The organism is Candidatus Merdisoma sp. JLR.KK011, assembly GCF_036941125.1.
In the GTDB taxonomy this organism is placed as follows: Bacteria; Bacillota; Clostridia; order Lachnospirales; family Lachnospiraceae; genus Laedolimicola.
In genome coordinates this window covers 1,845,520-1,865,013 of sequence record NZ_JAYWSZ010000003.1, presented here as the reverse complement: position 1 = coordinate 1,865,013, position 19,494 = coordinate 1,845,520, and the positions used below count along the sequence as shown (strand labels likewise).

The 19,494-nt window shown below is 45.5% G+C and carries 15 protein-coding genes and 2 pseudogenes; 10 read left to right on the top strand and 7 right to left on the bottom strand.

Annotated features, from left to right (window positions below; all coding sequences use genetic code 11):
- Positions 1–267 precede the first annotated feature (267 nt).
- The 6 genes from VV089_RS10090 to VV089_RS10065 all read right to left on the bottom strand — a co-directional run bounded on the left by VV089_RS10090 (position 268) and on the right by VV089_RS10065 (position 6,495).
- Positions 268–1,605, bottom strand: coding sequence for a hypothetical protein (locus VV089_RS10090; protein WP_334335782.1), 1,338 nt, complete (start codon positions 1,603–1,605; stop codon positions 268–270).
- A 4-nt stretch (positions 1,606–1,609) separates the two neighbouring features.
- The gene (locus VV089_RS10085) at positions 1,610–3,613 is read right to left on the bottom strand and encodes an ATP-binding protein (RefSeq protein WP_217957231.1); all 2,004 of its coding nucleotides are present in this window, start codon (positions 3,611–3,613) and stop codon (positions 1,610–1,612) included.
- A complete protein-coding gene (locus VV089_RS10080) occupies positions 3,610–4,590 on the bottom strand; it encodes a DNA-methyltransferase (RefSeq protein ID WP_255202537.1) in 981 nt (326 codons plus the stop codon). The genes VV089_RS10085 and VV089_RS10080 overlap by 4 nt, the downstream gene beginning before the upstream one ends.
- A complete protein-coding gene (locus VV089_RS10075; protein WP_334335781.1) occupies positions 4,583–5,497 on the bottom strand; it encodes a nucleotidyl transferase AbiEii/AbiGii toxin family protein in 915 nt (304 codons plus the stop codon). The genes VV089_RS10080 and VV089_RS10075 overlap by 8 nt, the downstream gene beginning before the upstream one ends.
- A complete protein-coding gene (locus VV089_RS10070; protein WP_334335780.1) occupies positions 5,497–6,105 on the bottom strand; it encodes a type IV toxin-antitoxin system AbiEi family antitoxin domain-containing protein in 609 nt (202 codons plus the stop codon). The genes VV089_RS10075 and VV089_RS10070 overlap by 1 nt, the downstream gene beginning before the upstream one ends.
- A gap of 177 nt (positions 6,106–6,282) precedes the next feature.
- Positions 6,283–6,495, bottom strand: coding sequence for a hypothetical protein (locus VV089_RS10065; protein ID WP_334335779.1), 213 nt, complete (start codon positions 6,493–6,495; stop codon positions 6,283–6,285).
- Here VV089_RS10065 and VV089_RS10060 point away from each other — a divergent pair.
- Complete coding sequence (locus VV089_RS10060) at positions 6,482–6,952, top strand: manganese catalase family protein (RefSeq protein ID WP_442891511.1); 471 nt, start codon at positions 6,482–6,484, stop codon at positions 6,950–6,952. The two genes, VV089_RS10065 and VV089_RS10060, sit on opposite strands and share 14 nt — an antisense overlap.
- A 249-nt stretch (positions 6,953–7,201) precedes the next feature.
- On the opposite strand, the gene VV089_RS10055 is transcribed toward VV089_RS10060, so the two are convergent.
- Complete coding sequence (locus VV089_RS10055) at positions 7,202–7,576, bottom strand: sporulation initiation factor Spo0A C-terminal domain-containing protein (protein WP_172544649.1); 375 nt, start codon at positions 7,574–7,576, stop codon at positions 7,202–7,204.
- 293 nt (positions 7,577–7,869) lie between these two features.
- Between VV089_RS10055 and VV089_RS10050 the strand changes: the two genes are divergently transcribed.
- The 9 genes and pseudogenes from VV089_RS10050 to VV089_RS10010 all read left to right on the top strand — a co-directional run bounded on the left by VV089_RS10050 (position 7,870) and on the right by VV089_RS10010 (position 19,492).
- On the top strand, positions 7,870–9,060 hold the full coding sequence (locus VV089_RS10050) for a MalY/PatB family protein (protein ID WP_334335778.1): 1,191 nt from the start codon (positions 7,870–7,872) through the stop codon (positions 9,058–9,060).
- A gap of 76 nt (positions 9,061–9,136) precedes the next feature.
- The gene (locus VV089_RS10045; RefSeq protein ID WP_334335777.1) at positions 9,137–9,853 is read left to right on the top strand and encodes a DUF3879 family protein; all 717 of its coding nucleotides are present in this window, start codon (positions 9,137–9,139) and stop codon (positions 9,851–9,853) included.
- Between the two features lie 422 nt (positions 9,854–10,275).
- Positions 10,276–11,001: a DUF5058 family protein gene (locus tag VV089_RS10040; protein WP_334335776.1), complete on the top strand. Its 726-nt coding sequence runs from the start codon at positions 10,276–10,278 to the stop codon at positions 10,999–11,001.
- Between the two features lie 176 nt (positions 11,002–11,177).
- Positions 11,178–11,837 (top strand): hypothetical protein, encoded by a 660-nt coding sequence (locus VV089_RS10035; RefSeq protein ID WP_334335775.1) that lies wholly within the window; start codon positions 11,178–11,180, stop codon positions 11,835–11,837.
- 56 nt (positions 11,838–11,893) lie between these two features.
- Entirely contained in the window at positions 11,894–13,336 is a 1,443-nt protein-coding gene (locus tag VV089_RS10030) for a M20 family peptidase (protein ID WP_334335774.1), read from the top strand.
- A gap of 549 nt (positions 13,337–13,885) precedes the next feature.
- Entirely contained in the window at positions 13,886–14,956 is a 1,071-nt protein-coding gene (locus VV089_RS10025) for a GntR family transcriptional regulator (protein ID WP_334335773.1), read from the top strand.
- 137 nt (positions 14,957–15,093) lie between these two features.
- Positions 15,094–16,580, top strand: a pseudogene (araA, locus tag VV089_RS10020) (L-arabinose isomerase).
- Positions 16,581–16,627: 47 nt separating this feature from the next.
- A pseudogene (locus VV089_RS10015) lies at positions 16,628–18,222 on the top strand (xylulokinase).
- 154 nt (positions 18,223–18,376) lie between these two features.
- Positions 18,377–19,492 (top strand): response regulator transcription factor, encoded by a 1,116-nt coding sequence (locus VV089_RS10010; RefSeq protein ID WP_334335772.1) that lies wholly within the window; start codon positions 18,377–18,379, stop codon positions 19,490–19,492.
- Positions 19,493–19,494 lie beyond the last annotated feature (2 nt).

Sequence of the window (19,494 nt, the reverse complement as noted above, 5' to 3'; positions counted from 1 at the left end):
GCAATCCATCCTACAATGGTAAAAATACTATGCGGCAGAAATGGCACAATAGATATTGATTTTTCGCTGAGAGCCTTGTACAATAACGGTTGGTTGTTCAGCGTATGTAAAATGGTTGTTCTTTCCATACCTTGTGGGCTTGTCCTTTGTTACAATGTCATCTACCCAGAAGCCCACAAATAAAGGCTGTTCGGGCATTTCGGGAGAATGGAACATTTCCGATGCTTCAGTGGGTCGAGGTTACGAAAATGGCTCACTTCACAATTTCTATTGGATTATCTTTTCTTGAGCAAATGTTTTTAGTAAATCAGAGCTTGGATGGTCAGCTAAAGATACCAATTTATTAGCCATTACAACAGGAACGAGTGAATTATAATATAAGTCACATTTTAAAGCTGTAATATTATATAAAATCTCATTGATATTAATATAGTCGCTTATTTGGGGTTCAACCATTGCTTGAACATTTGGTATTGTTGCCACATATACATTGTTGTGCTCGGATTTAAAGATAACCTTATGCCCATAATATGATGAAATGGCATATGGCTCGCTATCCCTTCCGTTTCCAGGAATAATATACTTGTAAATATAACTATTTCCAAGTAGTAGCATCTGCTTTGGCAACATTTTTTTAGATGCCTGCACTGCATGTTCAACAAAAGAACCGCTTTTTTCAAGTCCAACTAGATAAATTGAATGGTTTTGATTTAAAAAAGTCATCAACTTACGCATAGGTTTATGAAGATTGGCGGTTTGACCGAAAAAAGCAAGGGGTCCATCCTTTACAAACAAGGTCTGGGATAATAAACTCGGTCTTATATTTAGCATTTGCTTGATAAGATATACGATTATTATTTGTTCAACCGCAGTCGTTAAATATCCAAGAATACCTCCTGCACCAAGTTCATTATCAATAACCTCATGAAGTCTTAAAATATCTGTAAGATATATCTTACCACCGCAATGAGGGCAAGTTATAGTGTAGTCATTCTGAACATTCTTTCTCTGTATATCAACGCCTATACTACAATGAGGACAAGTTGCTAAATGCCAAATCTTACTGTTATCAGAAGAACTATATTCTTCAAATATGAGCCATTTTAACGCATCCATAAAACCGTTTCTTTCTGGTTGGGAAATAAAGAACTCATATATAGTTCTTCTGACCGATGATACAAAGTCAATCTCACCATCAAGAGCGATTCCCTTCGTTGGGACTACGAGCTTTATTCTTTGAATATTTTGAAGCTTGGAAAAATCCTCTGGGTCTATAAATGGCTTTTCTTTCAAATCCAGTAAGTCTTGGTGTTTAAAAAACAATGCTCCAAATTGAAAGAAAGCAATCGTCGATGAAGGAAAATCTTCTTTTACAAAAACATTGGTATAACCGCCGTCAATAGTAATGATATTTTTAATCGGATTTTTTGTAGGTTCTTCAAGCATGAGAAGCTCAATATCTTTATCGTCTATTTCCTCATGATAAGGGGGAATTTTACATTTTGATAAAAAAGACTGAACCGTGGTATCGTTTATAATATTTGTGTGCGATGTCTTGCTTGCTCGTTCAAAAGGCTTGTTCGAGTAATCATTTCCATAACTCATATCTTCAATCTCCCTGTGCGGTAAATCTATCAATTTGTACTGGAACAATAAAGGCATTAGAGTATGTTTTCATCCTAATAAATCCTTTATCACTTCCTGAACTGTAGCGAATCAAACTATCACAAAAATCTGCAAAATCATAAAATTTCTTTATTTCTTTTAATTCATCATCATTATTCAAATGTGCAATAAACCAATTCTGTGTATTTTTTAATATATTTGAAGATATCGAACTCACTTCTTGTGTTGCATAGATAAGTCCAATATTTAGTTTAGCACCTTCCTTTGCAATCCGATTATAAATGCCGCTTAAATCCTTATCATCCTTTTTAGGAAATAGATTATGTGCTTCTTCAAAATAGAATTGTATAAAATTGTTAGGACGGTTATTAACAAAATTATCCATAGCGTTTCTAAATACGCTCAAACAAATTTTTTCTGCAAATGTTTGTTGAATAACAGGGTCTCCCTGCGATAAATCTATTATAACAATATTGCCTTTTCGAAGTTGGTTAACAATATCAATTTCAAACGGCGAATCGGATTGAACTGTATGATAATCCTTAAGCGGTACCAGTTTTCTATATCCTGTTAAACTTGCAGCACCAGTTAAATTACGCTTTCTTGTTAAAAATACAAGTAACGCCTTTAAGTCCTCATCTATCCAATCATGTCCATTTTTACTTCTATAATTAACAAAAAACTGGTCATCTTGATTTTCTGCAACCCAAGTCCAAAATGCAATAGCATCATCCAGACTAATGCCAGTAGCAGGGTCGATGGTTCGTCCATCAACAATACGGTTATTTATTTCCTTATTCCCTGTAAATTTCACTTTATAGTTATTAGGCACGGTAAAACCAGCCATTTTCAGACAGCACTGATAAACCGCAGACTTGCGTGCCCATCTGGTATGTGCAGAGCTAAACTTGTCTGTTGGCTCCTCCAAATCTATAGAAGTAAAGCTCTTTATGTAATCTCCGCTCTCATCAGCGAGCAAACTGCAAATCAATTCAAAACCTACTGAAATTTCATTGTAAAAATTCACTTTTAATACTTTAAAACCTGGTTTGTCAAGCACACTATAACGAGTCGTTATCTGAGCATACTTTTCAAATATTGCTGTTCCTTCATCTTGAAGATTAGCATTCGCATACTCACCGTTCATATCAAAAATGATTTGTCCCACTTTATATTTTGGAATACCATCATCTTTAAACTGATTTACATTGTCAATAGCGGAAGACGCTGATGCCTCATTACAAGTATCAGTTGATTTATTACTTATTTCTGTAGTCGCTTCGATTACCTTTTTTACTGTATTAGACTTACCTGTTCTCGTCATACCGAACAAAGCAGTTCGTTTACCTAAAAAATCGCTCGGACTGACATATACGGGAACATCTGGATGTTTATCTTGAAAACGACGACTGGAACTATAACGGATTTTTCCTATTCTGTAATCTGTACTGCAACCAATTGATGTATTTCCATCTCTAAAGTTTACAATCTGCTCAAGGATATCTCCAACAGGCTTATATGCCACATAATTATGAGCACTATAATAATTTTCAACATCAGCACCAAACTGAATTTTTCCGTTTGAATCACGGTAAAAGGTGCCGAGAATTCTACATTCGAGTCCAGAAAAGCTAAAAGTGTATTTCGTGAAGTCATCAAGCTGATTCTTTTTACCTGATGTCTTGAGATTATCTTTATAATATTCTACCATGGATGCAATGACATCATTATCGGTTGGTAGCTTTGCGGGTTTGATAGCTCGAAGTAACAAGCACTCATCTACATCATCATTCTCGTTTTCATAAAATGCGAGCAAAAAAGTACCTTGGGGTACACCGCCAACTTTTTCTTTCCATGCATCTGTTATCAATAAATAGGCTTTATCAAAATCCAGATAATATGGTCTACCGATAAATAAATCCGCTTTTTTAGCTTCTGTAAAAATATCCACCATAGCGAGATTTTTCAATTCCTGTGTTAAGCTCATAATATATTTTCCTCCATTTTTATATCAGAATTTAGAGATGGTTCCTCAAAACGAATAACAGATTGCATACCGTATTCCATATTTGCCTCTATACTTATCCATTTCCGTTTTTGCCTTTCGGCACAAAAACCTGTAGTATTACTGCCTCCAAATGGGTCTAAGACTAAATCACCCTCATCAGTTAAAAACTCAATAAAGAAACTGGCTAATTCGAGTGGCATCCGTGCAGGATGAGGAACAATTCCTCGTTCCTTGCAGGTTTTAGTGAAGAAATCATTTGACTTTGTATTTGATATGCTAAACATGGAATAGGGTAATCGTAATTCTTTATCCTCATTAATCTGTTCCAATTCTAAAACATTGTGCGAGATGCTTCCATGATTATCGGTTAAAAATCCTTTTTCACTTATGACATGTTCTGAAGGTCTTTTCCCAGAATTGAATTTTCCCGACTTAAGTAGCTTTTTCATACTTTTACTATAAGGTCGCAACACCCTACGATTATCTGCTTTAGGATAGTCCGAATTAGATATCCACCATACATGTGTAAAGCTGTCAATCGCTCTTATTCTATGAATTGTTACCCATTGAGCAGGTGACGGCAATCTGGCAGGATTATAACAAATAAATTCTTGACACAACCTAAGTCCCGCCTTTTCATTATTTACAAAACTAAGAAGGCTATTTAAATGAAGTAGTGACTGAACAGGACGATTTTTCTCCCACGCATTTCCCATTTCAATTACTATTGAACCATTTGGAGCTAATACGCTTGAAAATAATTCCGCTAATCCCGTAAACCATTTTAAATATTCCTCCCCATTAAGATTTCCATATTGCTTTTTGTTATTTAAAGGAAAAGGGGGAGAAGTTAGTATCAATTGTACTTTCTTCTGTAAATCTAATTCTCTAATGGTTTCTTCACATTTTCCTATATAGTATTTTCCGAGTTCTGTGCTGTATAATAAATCACTCATTTTCTTTTACCACTTTCCAATTACATTCTATCGAGTGCCATTGTTTTTGCCACTCATCCTCATTCACAATCGATTCAAATACAGGCTCAAGGAAAGTCTTTATTTCCTCAATGACCACCGAAAACTCAAGCGTATCATCTTTTATAGTTTTCAAAAAGAATTTCCACCGCTTCTGCATGTCCGCATCCTCGGCAAGTGTGAGAATACGCTTGAAGCTGTCCTTTTCGTAGGGCGTCCCTCGCCGTTCCAGTGTTCTGGATATTGCCGTCTGCAATCTCGCTCCGTCAAAATCAAAAGTCCTTGCGAGATAGTAAATATCGTAAAAATCTTTCATTCTGCCTGTCAGTTCAAACCGTTGCAGGATAGCGTCAAACTTTTCGGCTATGGTGCTTTCAAGAGAATAAGTCATAACAACAGGAGCTTCAAAATCGGGGAGCTGTGTATGGATAGTCCGTTGCTCGGCACGGGGGACAATCACATCGCCCACGCCAATATCCACATTAAAGGGGACACGGACATTTTTTATCTTTCCGATAATCTGTGTGCTAATACCGTGATATTTCCTTTGCGGCGAGATTTCCTCGAACCCTTTTGCAGTCATCTCAATATAATCATTGCCCGTAGGCGTAGCCAGAATTTTTAGGATAAGTGCTTTTACCTCGTCCAATGAATTGGAAACGCTACGAAGCAGGAAATCCACATCAATCGTCGCTCGGCTTTCAAAATTAGTGAGCGTATAGATAAACAATCCGCCCTTGAGAATAAGTGTATCCTCATATCCAGATTTTGAGAGTTTCCGTAAAAATTCCTCCTGCATAAATAGCTGTAGACATTGCTGATAGCTGATACCAGCCGCCTTCGCTTTATTCTTAAGCTTTGCCAAAACAGATGCCGCAACATCAGCCATCACAGCCACACTCCAATCAGTTCTTTTACTCGTTTTTGCACACGCAACACTTTGGCATATTCCATCAGATTCGGTATATTCTTTTTGGGGTCTTTTACATATCCTTGTATTGCCTTATTAAAAATCTCTTTGTCCATTTTGTTCATATTCCGCAGTACATCGCAAATGGTGCGGTCACGGTCATAGATACGGACATCCACAAAGTTAATGCTGCCTTTTGTTTCGCCGAGGGGTACTAAAACTGGCTCAACTCGATATGCCTTTACAAAGGGGTAGTCGATATTTGTACGACTTCTGGAGACATTTTTATCAATCGTAATATTCCACTCGGCAGGATTGCGGTCGCTGTACTGATAATAAAAGAGGGCAGTTTCCATACAAAGCACTGCATCGGGGAAAAGACGGTTGATAATTTTAACTTCCTGTTCGCCATAGATTTCCGTCCAATGATAATAGCCCCGTTTGATTTTTTCAATGTAGTCCTCGTTTAATAGATGCTGAATATCAGCATAGTAGATTCTATAGGAATCCAGTTGAGCTGTCGTCATTATATAATCGTGTTTGGAAAAAATCTTCCTAACAGCGTTTATCGACTTTTCATCAAGCATTGTCTCACCTCTACTAAACCACACGCAAATTTCTCAACGATTGTGTGTTTTACTATAGTATATCCGATTTGTCCCCAAAAGTCAACTTAGTAAAGCACACATGAGTAAAGCTAACGATGGTGTGGTTTACTATAGAAAAAAGAGCTTGTCCAACTTCTTTCAGACAAGCTCTTTTTCTCACGCTTCATAATTATAATAGACATCTGCGTCCGCTACCGCATAGAGATTTATCCATCTCGGAGTGCCGCCAAGCTCGATAAAATAAGGCTTTCTGCCGCCTTTCCTGTACCTTTCCTCATCCCACTTACCAATTCTTTCATAGCTGACAAAGCTATGTACAGATAAACCGAAAGCACTGGGCTTGTCCGTATAGGGCTTGATTTGGAACATTTCTGAGCACAATGTAGGCACGGAGGAGTTGGGGCATTTTGAAATGATCGCTACGATTGTGCATCAGCTTACCCGGAATATGACCATGGAGGAACTGAAGGCATCGGGGTTTGACGCCTATTATGTGGATCATACATTGGGACTGTGGCCCCAGGCTGCGTCCGGAACGCCTTTTTCAGCAGCAATGTTCCAGTCTGTTGGAGATCCGATTACGGATTTGACGGAGGATATGGCAGCAGAAGAAAAAGCCAAAACTACTTACGACAACATCCTGCGTCTGTCCGTGGATTCTCCGGATGTAACCGACGCCATCCGGTTCCTGCGGGCCAGAGAAGTCGTGCACTTCCAACGTTTCGGCGAAGCCCTCCGCATCGTCCAGGATCACCTGGACGAAAGAAACTTCTACGCCTTCAACCCAGCCTTTGACACCAACGGAGGAAACCCAGGCTGCAGGTAAAACCATTCCATAAAAAACAGTGATCCGGATGCGGGGAGAAGCACAATCGGCTGTCCGCCCCGGTTCCATACAGGCAATAGGTAATAGAGCATAAGAAGCGCTGCAAAATAGACCTTTATTTTGCAGCGCTTCCATGATTTTATTCCCATAGATAACGGTAGAAACCAAGGCGCTGCAGGGAAAAGAATTGGAAAAAGGAAGGCGCGAAAGCATCCGGGACAGACGCTGCGCCTTCCCCTAATACAAGAATTACTGATACTTACAGTCAGAATAGAGAAAATAAAACACAATGAGAGAAAGAAACTGGGAAACCGTGGGTTGTTTCTGGAGACTTTCAGAAGCTAAATCAGACAGAATTTTGGAATGGCTGTCCCAGGATATTCGGGCCACTGTGCGTATGTTGCGTTCCACGCTGCCGGCTGAAGTCTGGAAATTCTTTGCCACATCCGGATACAGGGATTTGGTGATGGTGATCAGCCGTTCCGGTTCTTTCATACAAAGGGCTACTGCGTAGGCAGCCTGGTAAAATCCGATATAGTTCGGGGTAATACCGAGAAGCAGAAAAAAGCGGTAGATTTCAGAGAAATTTTGTTCGGAACTCAAATTCATTTGTATATTCATCATGTGCCCTCCTTTTCTTTCAGTTTAATCCGAAAATTTGCAAAAAGAAAGGAAAACACAATGACTTTTTGGCAAGAAAATAGATGATTTACGACTGCAAAATATGTTTAAAGAAATAAAAAGGAAATTAAAGACAGGATACGACAGAATAAGATATTACCTCATTAAACGCATGCGCTTTTGAGGCTGGCAGAATTCGTCCGGTAAAGTTAAATATTTGCTATTTATGCGCTTCTCTGTTAAAATAAAGCAGAAAAAAATACGCATTGGATAAGAGATAGAATGGAGAAGGAAAGATGCAGTGTATATTTGACAAGCAAATCAACCGCAGAAATACCGGCAGCCTGAAATGGGATGTTGCAGATCATGAGCTTCCCATGTGGGTTGCCGACATGGATTTTGAGACGGCTCCGGAGATCATGGAAGCCATTAAAAAGAGAGCAGAGCACGGCGTATACGGCTACACAGTGCTTACAGAGGAATGGTACGACGCTTATCAGAGCTGGTGGCAGGAGCGCCACAGCTTCACTATTCAAAAGGAATGGCTGTTATTCTGCACCGGCGTTATCCCGGCTATCTCCAGTATTATCCGCAAAATGACAACCGTAGGGGAGAACATTGTAGTTATGACTCCCGTTTACAATAACTTCTTCCATTCCATTTTAAATAACGGGAGAAATGTCCTGGAAAGCAGGCTGCGGTACGAGGGCGGAGCCTATTCCATAGACTTTGACGATCTGGAGGCAAAGCTGGCCGACCCACAGACCTCCATGCTCATTCTCTGCAATCCCCACAATCCCATCGGGAAAATCTGGGACAGAGAAACCTTGAAGCGCATCGGCGAGCTTTGTATCCGGCACCATGTTCTGGTGCTGGCCGATGAGATCCACTGTGATTTGGCAAAACCAGGCTGCAGCTATACGCCCTTTGCATCTATATCAGAAGCATGCAGGGATAACAGCATCACCTGCATTGCTCCCACAAAGACCTTTAATCTTGCTGGTATCCAGACTGCCGCTGTCTTTGCGGCGGATCCGGTGCTGCGCCACAAGGTTAACCAGGGACTGAATACGGACGAGGCAGCGGAGCCGAATGCATTTGCCGCCGTGGCTCCTGTGGCCGCATTTACCAAAGGGGGCGCATGGCTTGATGAGCTGAACGCTTATGTCTGGGAAAACAGAACCTATGCGGAGCAGTTTATAGAGGCAGAGATAGAGGGCGTCCATGCCGTAAAGGGCGAGGCGACTTATCTTCTGTGGATTGACTGCCGGGAGACTGTAGGAGATTTTGCCGGGCTGTGCGGGTTTATCAGAAAAAGCAGCGGCCTCTATGTATCGGACGGCTGCGCCTACCGGAGCGCCGAGGGCTTTCTGCGGATGAATCTGGCCTGTCCGAAGGCCTTGGTTGAGGACGGACTTTGGAGATTGAAGAAGAGTATTGCGGCTTATAAGGCTCAGAAAATCAGCAATTTTCACAATCCTTCTTAAGAAATCCCGCCAAATCAGCGATATAATAATAAAGCATACAGCCAAAAAGAATTTATCGTTAAGGGGGGATTGCGTTATGTCAATGGTTGTAGGTTATAAGCCTTACACAGGTGCGATTGACACAAGCAGCGCGCGCTACAAACGTGCGAAAGCAATGTATGATGAAGGACATCCTGGCGGAGAAAAGCCTAAGTCTGCTGCAAAAGCAAAGCTTGAACAGGATTTGAAAAAACTGAAAATGCTTAAGCTGATGCTTGGGCAAAAATGCGACGACCTTACGCTTGATTTTAAAAATCCACTGGAAGCAGACGAGGAAACCTTTATTCGTAATTATATGGGGCTTTTTGACGAGGACGGTGATTTCGTAAATCCCTACGGTGTGGCGGGAATGGACATTACAGGTAAAGACCCGTCTGAATTCCATAAAATAATAGAAGTTTCCGAAACTGCCCGGCAGGATATGTTTGACGAAACAAAGCGCCATTTCCTGCAAGAAAACGGAGTTGCCAATGGCGATACAACAAAACGAACCGAGGTTTTTACCCGTTATCAGTTAAGCGTTGAAAAAGCAGACAGATTAAGCGGTACATGGACACTTGGACAATATGAGCGGATGTATACAAAAGCCTTTTTTGAAGCTGTTAGAGAAGCGGATCCGAACTGGCAGATTGGACAGCCGTTTGATAAAAACATTGTAAGCAGCATTACGCGCGAAGACGTAGAAAAACGCATTGTAAAAGGCAGCAGCGAATTTGCATTAAAGCCGAGGCCGTCTTTGGACGTTAAGGCATAATCTATAAAGCGGATAAACGTCAAGTCCGCTAAGGGGCAGTTCTACGGCTGCTTCACAGTGGAAGTGCAGCTTCCCCTGTGAGACAGCTGTAGAACTTTCTGCCTTTATAATATTACGGACAAGGCAGGCTATGCCCTCAGTTTCTTTCATTTCTTTATCTGTATTCTTATTTTTCCTTTCTCCATTTAGAATTTCACACAAGTCAATTTCATAGGAAGCTGGTATTTCAATCAAAACACAGTTTCTGCCTCAGAGGAATCCGGCCCATCGTGCGTCTTGGCTGAGGATGGACTTGCCACCCTTGCGTATTTCATGTATGATGGTAAGAAGTGATGCAGCGATCCCGGTCTGCCTTGAAAAGGTGCAGAAATCTACGGAATTGTTACAAAATCATCCGAATGAAAAAGAAAGCGAGGGAGCATATGAATTTTCATCCAAATAGTACACTTTTATTTATTTTAGCCGGGGCAGTGATTGTGTTTGTCATTGCCCAGTCCCTGTTTTTCCTGGTCCGGGCCTTCCGGAGAGGGAAGGAGCTGGGCATGGACATGGGACAGCTTCGCAGAACCGTATTGTCCACGGCGGTATTCACCATTGCGCCGGCCGTGTCCATTCTGCTGGGCGTTATCACCTTGTCGAAGTTTCTGGGGCTTCCCCTGCCCTGGCTGCGCTTAAGCGTTATCGGCGCTATCACCTATGAGCTGCCGGCGGCGACCTCCACGGCCAACGCTCTTGGCATCTCCCTTTCGGAGACTGTCACAGATCCTTCTGTGTACACGGCCATTGCCTGGGTTATGACTCTGGGAATCTTCCCCGGCCTTATCTGGGTGCCTCTGTTTATTAAGAAGATTCAGGGCGGTCTGATGAAGATAAAGAACAAGGACGGAAAATGGGGCGATATTCTGATGACGGCCATGTTCCTGGGCATGATTTCCGCATTCCTGGGTATGGTGTTTGCTGATATCCGATCCGGCCTTAAGGGATGGATTCCCATTTTTGTACTGCTGTTTTCCGCCCTGCTGATGGGAGTCTGCGGAATCCTCATTAAGAAATGCAAGGTAAAATGGCTGGAAAACTACGCCCTGCCCATCAGTATGCTGGGGGCAATGGCATTTGCGGCGGTGATTACACCCATAATAGGAGGATGAGAAATGCCTGGTGTTTTTGAAAACATTTTTTGCTGGACGGTAAAGCTGCAAAGGCGCACGAGAGGAACTTTTATGAGTGCTTTTTCGAATAAAAGTTTCTCTCATTACCAGTGTGTCGAAGCAGCTTTACCCTTTCGTGCTGTCGCGCAGCGACTTAGAATAGGAGGATGAGAGGTATGAAAAAGAGAAGCTACGAAGATATGACGCACATTTACGGACGCATCTGGATCTTAAGCGCCCTGGGGATGATATTTGCCTATCCCATCATTACCTGTATCTACTACAATGCCTGGCCCGGCTGGCGTCCGGTGCTCCAGGGACTTCTGGGCGTGGCGCCCATTTTCTGGACGGTGGGAATCATCGAGGTTATCACCTTTATTCCCATGCTGGGAACGGCAGGCTCCTACCTGGCCTTTGTGACGGGAAACCTTACCAATCTGAAGGTTCCGGCAGCCCTCACGGCTATGGAAAATGCAAAGGTAAAGCCGGGCAGCGACGAGGGCGAGGTGATTTCCACCATAGCGGTAGCCACCTCCTCCATGGTAACGGTGCTGATCATTGCCCTGGGCGTGGCCATGCTGGTACCGCTGACGCCGATTCTGGACAATCCGGCGGTGAAGCCTGCCTTTGACAATATTCTGCCTTCCCTGTTCGGAGGACTGGCGGTGGTATATGTGAGCAAAAACTGGAAGATCTCCGTCGCACCGCTGACATTTATGATTGTGCTGTTTCTGCTGGTGCCCTCCCTGGCCGGTTCCGTAGGCGTTCTGGTTCCGGTGGGAGCGCTGATAGCGATTGGAGGAGCACGGATTCTGTATAAGAAAAATATGCTGTAATAATATGAAAATAAAAAATCAGCGAACATGAAAGAAAAAGAAAGCAGGTGAGACCTATGTTATGGTATGTACTAGGAGCAGCAGTAGGCGCTGTGGTTATATTTCTGGCGGTGATTGTCCTTCGGGCGGCGCAGTTTCGTCCGAAGCCGGAGCTTACACCGTCAGCCGAGGAGGTAACCTTAGAGGAAGAAAAGATTGTGAGGGACATGCAGGAAATGATCCGCTGCAGGACTGTTTCCTACAACGATGCCTCTCAGATTGACGAGGCGGAGTTTGAAAAATTCCGCAAGCTTCTTCCGGAATTGTATCCCCAGATTCACGAAATCTGTGAGCAGACCTTCCTGGGAGTCAACGGAATCCTCTACCGCTGGAAGGGGCGTGAGGCGGGCGATCCCGTGGTGCTGATGTCCCACTACGATGTAGTTCCTGTGGAGGAGTCCCAGTGGGACAAGCCGGCGTTTGAGGGTATCTGTGAGGACGGCGAGATCTGGGGCCGCGGAACCCTGGATACCAAGGGGGCTTTGTGCGGCATTCTGGAGGCGGCGGAGAAGCTTATAGGCGACGGCTTTGTGCCAAAGCATGATATTTACTTTGCATTTTCCGGACAGGAGGAGATCAACGGTTCCACCTGTCCTTCCATGGTGGACTGGTTTGAGGAACAGGGCATTCATCCGGCTATGGTGGTGGATGAGGGCGGCGCTGTGGTGGACAATGTATTTCCGGGAGTGGATCGGGAATGCGCCCTTATCGGAATTGCGGAGAAGGGACTGACGAACATCGAATTTCACGCAAAGAGCGGCGGCGGACATGCTTCCATGCCTCCGGTACATACCATTGTGGGCGAGCTGGCCCAGGCAGTGGTGGACGTGGAGAAGCATCCCTTTCCGCGGCAGCTTACAAAGCCCGTTCGGGAGATGCTGGACACATTGGGACGCCACTCTACCTTTGCTTACAAGCTGCTATTCGCCAATCTCTGGTGCTTTGAGGGCCTCTTCGACAAGGTCTGCCAGAAGTCCGGCGGAGAGCTGAACGCCATGCTGCGAACAACATGCGCCATGACGAAGATGGAGGGCGGAAAGGCATTTAACGTGATTCCGCCTAAGGCCTCCGTGGGCATGAACCTGCGTCTCATCGGAAAGGATACGGTGGAGTCTGCCCGAGCATATCTGGAACAGGTGATTCACAATCCCAACATTGAAGTAACGGTCTTTGAGGGAAGAAACCCTTCCAAGGATTCGGACACTGACTGCCCGGAGTGGGGGCTGCTGTGCCAGGCTGTGGCAGATACCTGGAAGGAAGCGTTGGTGGCGCCTTATCTGATGATGGCCTGCAGCGATTCCTGGCATTACTGCCGGATTACAGACCGGGTGTATAAGTTCTCTGCCATGAAGCTTTCCAAGGAAGAGCGGGGCATGATTCACGGAAACAACGAACGGGTTCCGGTAAAGACACTCGTTAAGACCGTGGAATTTTATGTGCGGCTGATGGAGAAGTGTTAAGGCCGGAGGAGCAGAGGCTTAGCTTGTGACAGCGCTCTGCACGGAAAAACGGCGCACCAGCTTTGTGGAAATCTAAGACTTTTTGTATATAAGAACGGAATCAAACAGCGGACAGGTGTACATAGAAACATCTGGTTCGCTGTTTTAGTTTTCTGTATGTATAACCGTGTATTTTAACATTTCGAAACTTGTATTTTTATAAATAAATACAAGTTACAAAAACGGAAAAATATACAATAACAAAAACATATAAATCAAAGAAAAATCTATTGACAATTTAACATAAAAAAGATATAAATAAAATATAAAATGCTAGAAGTCATATACTATAATTAAAATAGAAAAAATACATTAATACAATATTAGTTGAATCTTACAAAATAAATATAAGTTATAAATAAAATACAAGTTTGACATAAAATACAAAGCTAAAAGGATAATATAGAATTACAAATCAAGCAAACAGAGACATTTTTCAAACCCATGGAACAGACCAGGTTCAAATCCGCTCCGGTAATATACGTTCCATAGAAAGGATAATTGGAATATATGGCAAAATACAAGCTCCTTGCAGAAGCGCTTCGGCAGAAGATCCTAGAGAATATTTATCAACCAGGCAGTAAGCTTCCTTCCGAATCGGAGCTCCAGAAGCAGTTCGCTCTCAGCCGCCAGACCGTCCGCAATGCTTTGGAGCTCCTGGAAAAGCAGGGCTTCGTCAGAAGCCGCCAGGGTAGCGGCACCTATGTGGCAGATCGGGAAGCAGAGGAGCAGAATAAAAGCAAACGCATTGCCGTAGTAACCACCTATGTAGACAATTACATATTTCCCAGGATCATACAGGGAATCGAGGGCGTGCTCTCCCAAGAAGGCTTCCAGGTTCAGATAGCATTTACAGGCAACCGTATCTGGAAGGAAGAGGCCGTTTTAAAGGATCTCCTAGAGCAGGACTTAAGGGGAATTATCATCGAGACAACAAAGAGCGCCCTGCCAAATCCCAATCTTCCCCTTTACCGCAGATTACAGGAAAAAGGAATTCCCATCCTTTTCATCAACAGCCGCTATCCCCAGCTTGACTGTCCCGTGGTCTGCCTCCAGGATCAGGAGGCCGGGCGTCTGGCCGCAGAGTGCCTTTTGGCAAAAGGGCACAAAAAAATAGGCGGATTTTTCAAGCTGGACGACGGACAGGGCATCCGCCGCTATCAGGGCTTTGTGGAGGCGCTGAGAGACGGAGGCATCCGCATAGAAGAGCAGAATATCCTCTGGTTTGACACAGAGGATGCCCTGGACTTTGGCAGCATGGAGGAGCAGATTGTAAAACGCCTGGGCACATGTACCGGAATCATGTGCTACAACGACAGCACAGCCTCCCATGTAATGGAGATCTGGAAACAGCATGGGATCTCCGTTCCGGAAAACGTATCCGTAGTCAGTGTGGACGATACGGATCTGGCTGAGCTCGGGGACGTAGGCTTGACCTCCGTCCACCATCCCAAGGAAAAACTGGGCGAAAAGGCTGCAAGACAGCTTGTCTCCATGATTCGCAGCCGGATTCCGGGAATCTCCTACGAATTCGAGCCTTATCTGGTGGAAAGGAATTCCGTAAAAAATCTGGCAGAGTAAAGGCTGGAAGATAAAAATAAAAAATACCTAGGAAGTAGGAATAGAAAAATATTTTAAATATGTGTGCAAGCGCCTTTTCCGGTTCCCGGCCGGTAGGAGTAACTCATAACAACCCAACTATTTTAGGAGGTAAAAAAATGAAGCAGTACAAGTTTTGGTTTGCAACCGGTTCCCAGGATCTATACGGCGACGAGTGTCTGGCCCACGTGGCAGAGCATTCCAAAAAGATTGTGGAGCATCTGAATCAGTCCGGCCTGCTCCCCTATGAGATTGTGTGGAAGCCCACCCTTATCACCAACGAGCTTATCCGCAAAACCTTTAACGAGGCCAACGCAGACGAAGCGTGCGCCGGCGTCATCACCTGGATGCATACCTTCTCCCCGGCAAAATCCTGGATCTTAGGCCTTCAGGAGTACCGCAAGCCGCTGATGCATTTACATACCCAGTTTAATGAAGAGATCCCCTATGATACGATTGATATGGACTTTATGAACGAGAATCAGTCTGCCCACGGCGATCGGGAGTACGGCCATATCGTAAGCCGCATGGGAATCGAACGCAAGGTAATTGTAGGCCACTGGTCAGATGAAAAGGTGATAAAGCGGATTGCCTCCTGGATGCGTACCGCCATCGGTATTATGGAGAGCAGCCACATCCGGGTTATGCGCGTGGCCGACAATATGCGCAATGTAGCCGTAACCGAGGGCGACAAGGTAGAGGCCCAGATTAAGTTCGGCTGGGAGATTGACGCCTACCCCGTCAACGAAATTGCCGAGTATGTGGGGCTGTGGCAAAAGCCGACATTGACACTTTGGTGGAAGAATATTATGATAAATATGAGATCTTATTGGAAGGCAGAGATCCGGAGGAATTCAAACGGCATGTGTCCGTGCAGGCTCAGATAGAGCTGGGCTTCGAGGGCTTCTTAAAGGAGAAAAATTACCAGGCCATTGTAACCCATTTCGGGGATCTGGGGGCCTTAAAGCAGCTTCCCGGCCTTGCGATCCAGCGTCTGATGGAAAAGGGCTACGGCTTCGGCGGAGAGGGCGACTGGAAAACGGCGGCTATGGTGCGCTTGATGAAGGTTATGACAGAGGGCATGAAGGACGCTAAGGGAACCTCTTTTATGGAGGATTATACCTACAACCTGACGCCCGGCAGGGAAGGTATTCTTCAGGCGCATATGCTTGAGGTATGTCCGACCATTTCCGAGGGCCCCATCGGCATTAAGGTAACACCCCTTTCTATGGGCAGCAGGGAGGATCCGGCCCGTCTGGTATTTACCTCCAAGACAGGCAAGGGCATTGCAGCGTCGCTGGTAGATTTGGGAAATCGGTTCCGTCTGATTATCAACACCGTGGACTGCAAGAAGGTAGAAAAGCCTATGCCTAAGCTTCCGGTGGCAACTGCGTTCTGGACGCCGGAGCCAAGCCTGGCAGCCGGAGCGGAGGCATGGATTCTGGCGGGCGGCGCCCACCATACGGCCTTTACCTACGACCTGACTGCAGAGCAGATGGGAGACTGGGCGGCGGCTATGGGAATCGAGACGGTCTACATTGACAAGGATACCACCATCCGTTCCTTAAAGAACGAAATGCTCTGGAACTCCATTGCTTTCCGGTAAGAAAAAACTGGGATATTACGGAACATAAGATCAGGAGGGTTTTACAGATGAGCAATTTGAAAGAAGCAATTGAAAACGGAAGAACATCCTTAGGAATCGAGCTTGGCTCCACCCGGATCAAGGCGGTACTCATCGACGAGTCCCACAAGCCCATTGCATCCGGCAGCTACGACTGGGAAAACCAGTTGGAGAACGGCATCTGGACCTACGCTCTTGAAGAGGTCTGGAAGGGCCTCCAGGGCAGCTATACAGCGCTTAGGGAAGATGTAAAAAAACAGTACGGCGCCGAGCTTACCACCATCGGCTCCATGGGAATCAGCGCCATGATGCACGGCTACCTGGTATTTGACAAGGAGGGGAACCAGCTGGTGCCTTTTCGTACCTGGAGAAACACCATCACCGGCCAGGCATCCGCAGAGCTTACCGAGCTCTTCCAATACAACATTCCCCAGAGATGGAGCATTGCCCATCTGTACCAGGCGATTCTGAACAAAGAAGAGCATCTTCCGGCCATCGATTACATGACCACCCTTTCCGGTTACATACACTGGAGACTCACAGGACGGAGAACTATGGGAGTAGGCGAGGCTTCCGGCATGTTCCCGATTGATACTGCTACCGGGCAGTTCTACGGACGTATGCTGGATCAGTTTGATGCCCTGACAGCAGACAAGAACTATTCCTGGAAGTTGAAAGAGATTCTTCCGGAGGTGCTCAGCGCAGGCGAGCCCGCCGGAACGCTCACCGAAGAAGGAGCAAAGCTTCTGGACGTATCCGGCACACTGAAGGCCGGCATTCCCTTATGCCCTCCGGAGGGCGACGCTGGCACCGGCATGGCAGCCACCAACAGCGTGGCGCAGCGCACCGGAAATATCTCTGCAGGAACCTCCGGCTTTGCCATGATTGTTTTGGAGCATGAGCTGAAAAAAGTGCATTCCGAGATTGACCTGGTTACCACCCCGGACGGCAGTCTGGTGGGAATGGCTCATACCAATAACTGTACCTCCGATCTGAATGCATGGGTAGGGTTATTTAAAGAATTCGCAGAGGCTTTCGGCATGAAGGTGGATATGAACGAACTCTTTGGCACCTTGTACCGGAAGGCGCTGGAAGGCGATCCGGAGTGCGGAGGGCTTTTGGCTTACAACTATTTTTCTGGAGAGCATGTGACCGGCTTTGAAGAGGGACGGCCTCTGTTCGTGAGAAAGCCGGACAGCAGGTTCAATCTTGCCAACTTTATGAGGGTGCATCTGATGACCTCTCTGGGGCAATGAGAGCCGGAATGGATATTCTGATCAAAGAAGAGGGCGTACAGGTAGATGAGATCGTGGGACACGGCGGCCTCTTCAAGACCAAGGGCGTAGGACAGCGGTTCGTAGCTGCGGTTATGAACGTTCCCGTGGTGGTTATGGAGACAGCCGGAGAGGGCGGCGCCTGGGGAATTGCCCTGCTTGCAGCCTATATGAAAAACCGGGACGAAGGCGAGAGCCTGGGAGCATACCTTGCCGAGAAGGTATTTGCCGGCGAGAAGGGCGAGCGGATGGAGCCGGATGCAGAAGATGTGGCAGGCTACGACACATTTATTGAGCGTTATACGGAAGGCCTTGCCATTGAGCGGGCTGCGGTGGAGCATCTGAGATAAAAGACGTAGAGCCGGAGAGCCCTGCAGCGAGCCGGGCGTATCATAAAGGCAGAATCGAAAAAGAGGATGACGCATATGGAAGAAGCTTTCCGCGCCATCCTCTTTTACGCAGGAAAGCATATATCTGCCGGATGGGTAAAATGAGGGAGGAACTATGATAAAAGTATTTTTGGTAGAGGACGAGGCGATTATACGGCGTGGAATCCGCAACAATATTGACTGGGAATCCCATGGCCTGGATCTGGTAGGGGAGGCGGAGGATGGGGAGTACGCCTATCCCATGATTCTAAAAAGCCGGCCGGACATCCTGCTGACAGATGTGAAAATGCCTTTTATGGACGGCCTGGAATTAAGCCGCCTGGTGAAAAAGGAGCTTCCCAGGACAAAGATCATCATTCTCAGCGGCTATGACGAGTTCGACTATGCCAAGGAAGGGATTAAAATCGGAATCAGCGATTATCTCTTAAAGCCGGTAACCTCGGTTACCCTCATTGAAGCCTTGAAAAAGGCGGCGGAAACCATTCGGGAGGAACAGGAGCATTCCCGCCTTCTGGAGCGGTATTTCGTCGATTATGAAAAATATATGGAATTCCCTGACAAGACTGACTACAGCGGTGTTGACCGGAAGCTTATCAAAAACTTTCTCAAAACAGGAGAAGTCGAAGAGTGCGGAATTTTCATTGACGAATACTTTGAGGCAGTGGGAAAGGAGAACTATATGTCCCTTCTCCTGCGCCAGTATATGACTATGGACATCTTTTACTGTGTCCGGGAATTTGTCAAGGCCGTAGGCACAGAAGAGGCGGAGGATTCTGACGAATGGATGGATCTGAAACGGCTTACAAAGGCCATTGAGAGCGCGGAAAATACCATACATTATTTAAAAGAGCTTTTTACCTTTGCCCTTACGGTAAGGGACAGTAACTCCGGCGACAAATACGGCCAGATCATCCGGGAGGCCAAGGACTACATCGGGGAGCATTTCGGCAACAGCGAATTTTCCCTGAACCGCATTGCTGAGTATATCGGCATGAGCCCCAGCTATTTCAGCTCCATTTTCAAGCAGGGAACCGGGCAGACTCTGGTGGAATACCTGACCCGGGTACGGATCGACAAGGCATGTGAGCTCTTGAAATGCACCAACCTTCGGGCTGCTGAGATAGGAGAGCAGGTAGGCTACAGCGACCCTCATTATTTCAGCGCCACCTTTAAGAAGATTATGGGACAATCCCCAAAGGAATTCCGGGGCGGCAGAAATACGGAGAATTAGGA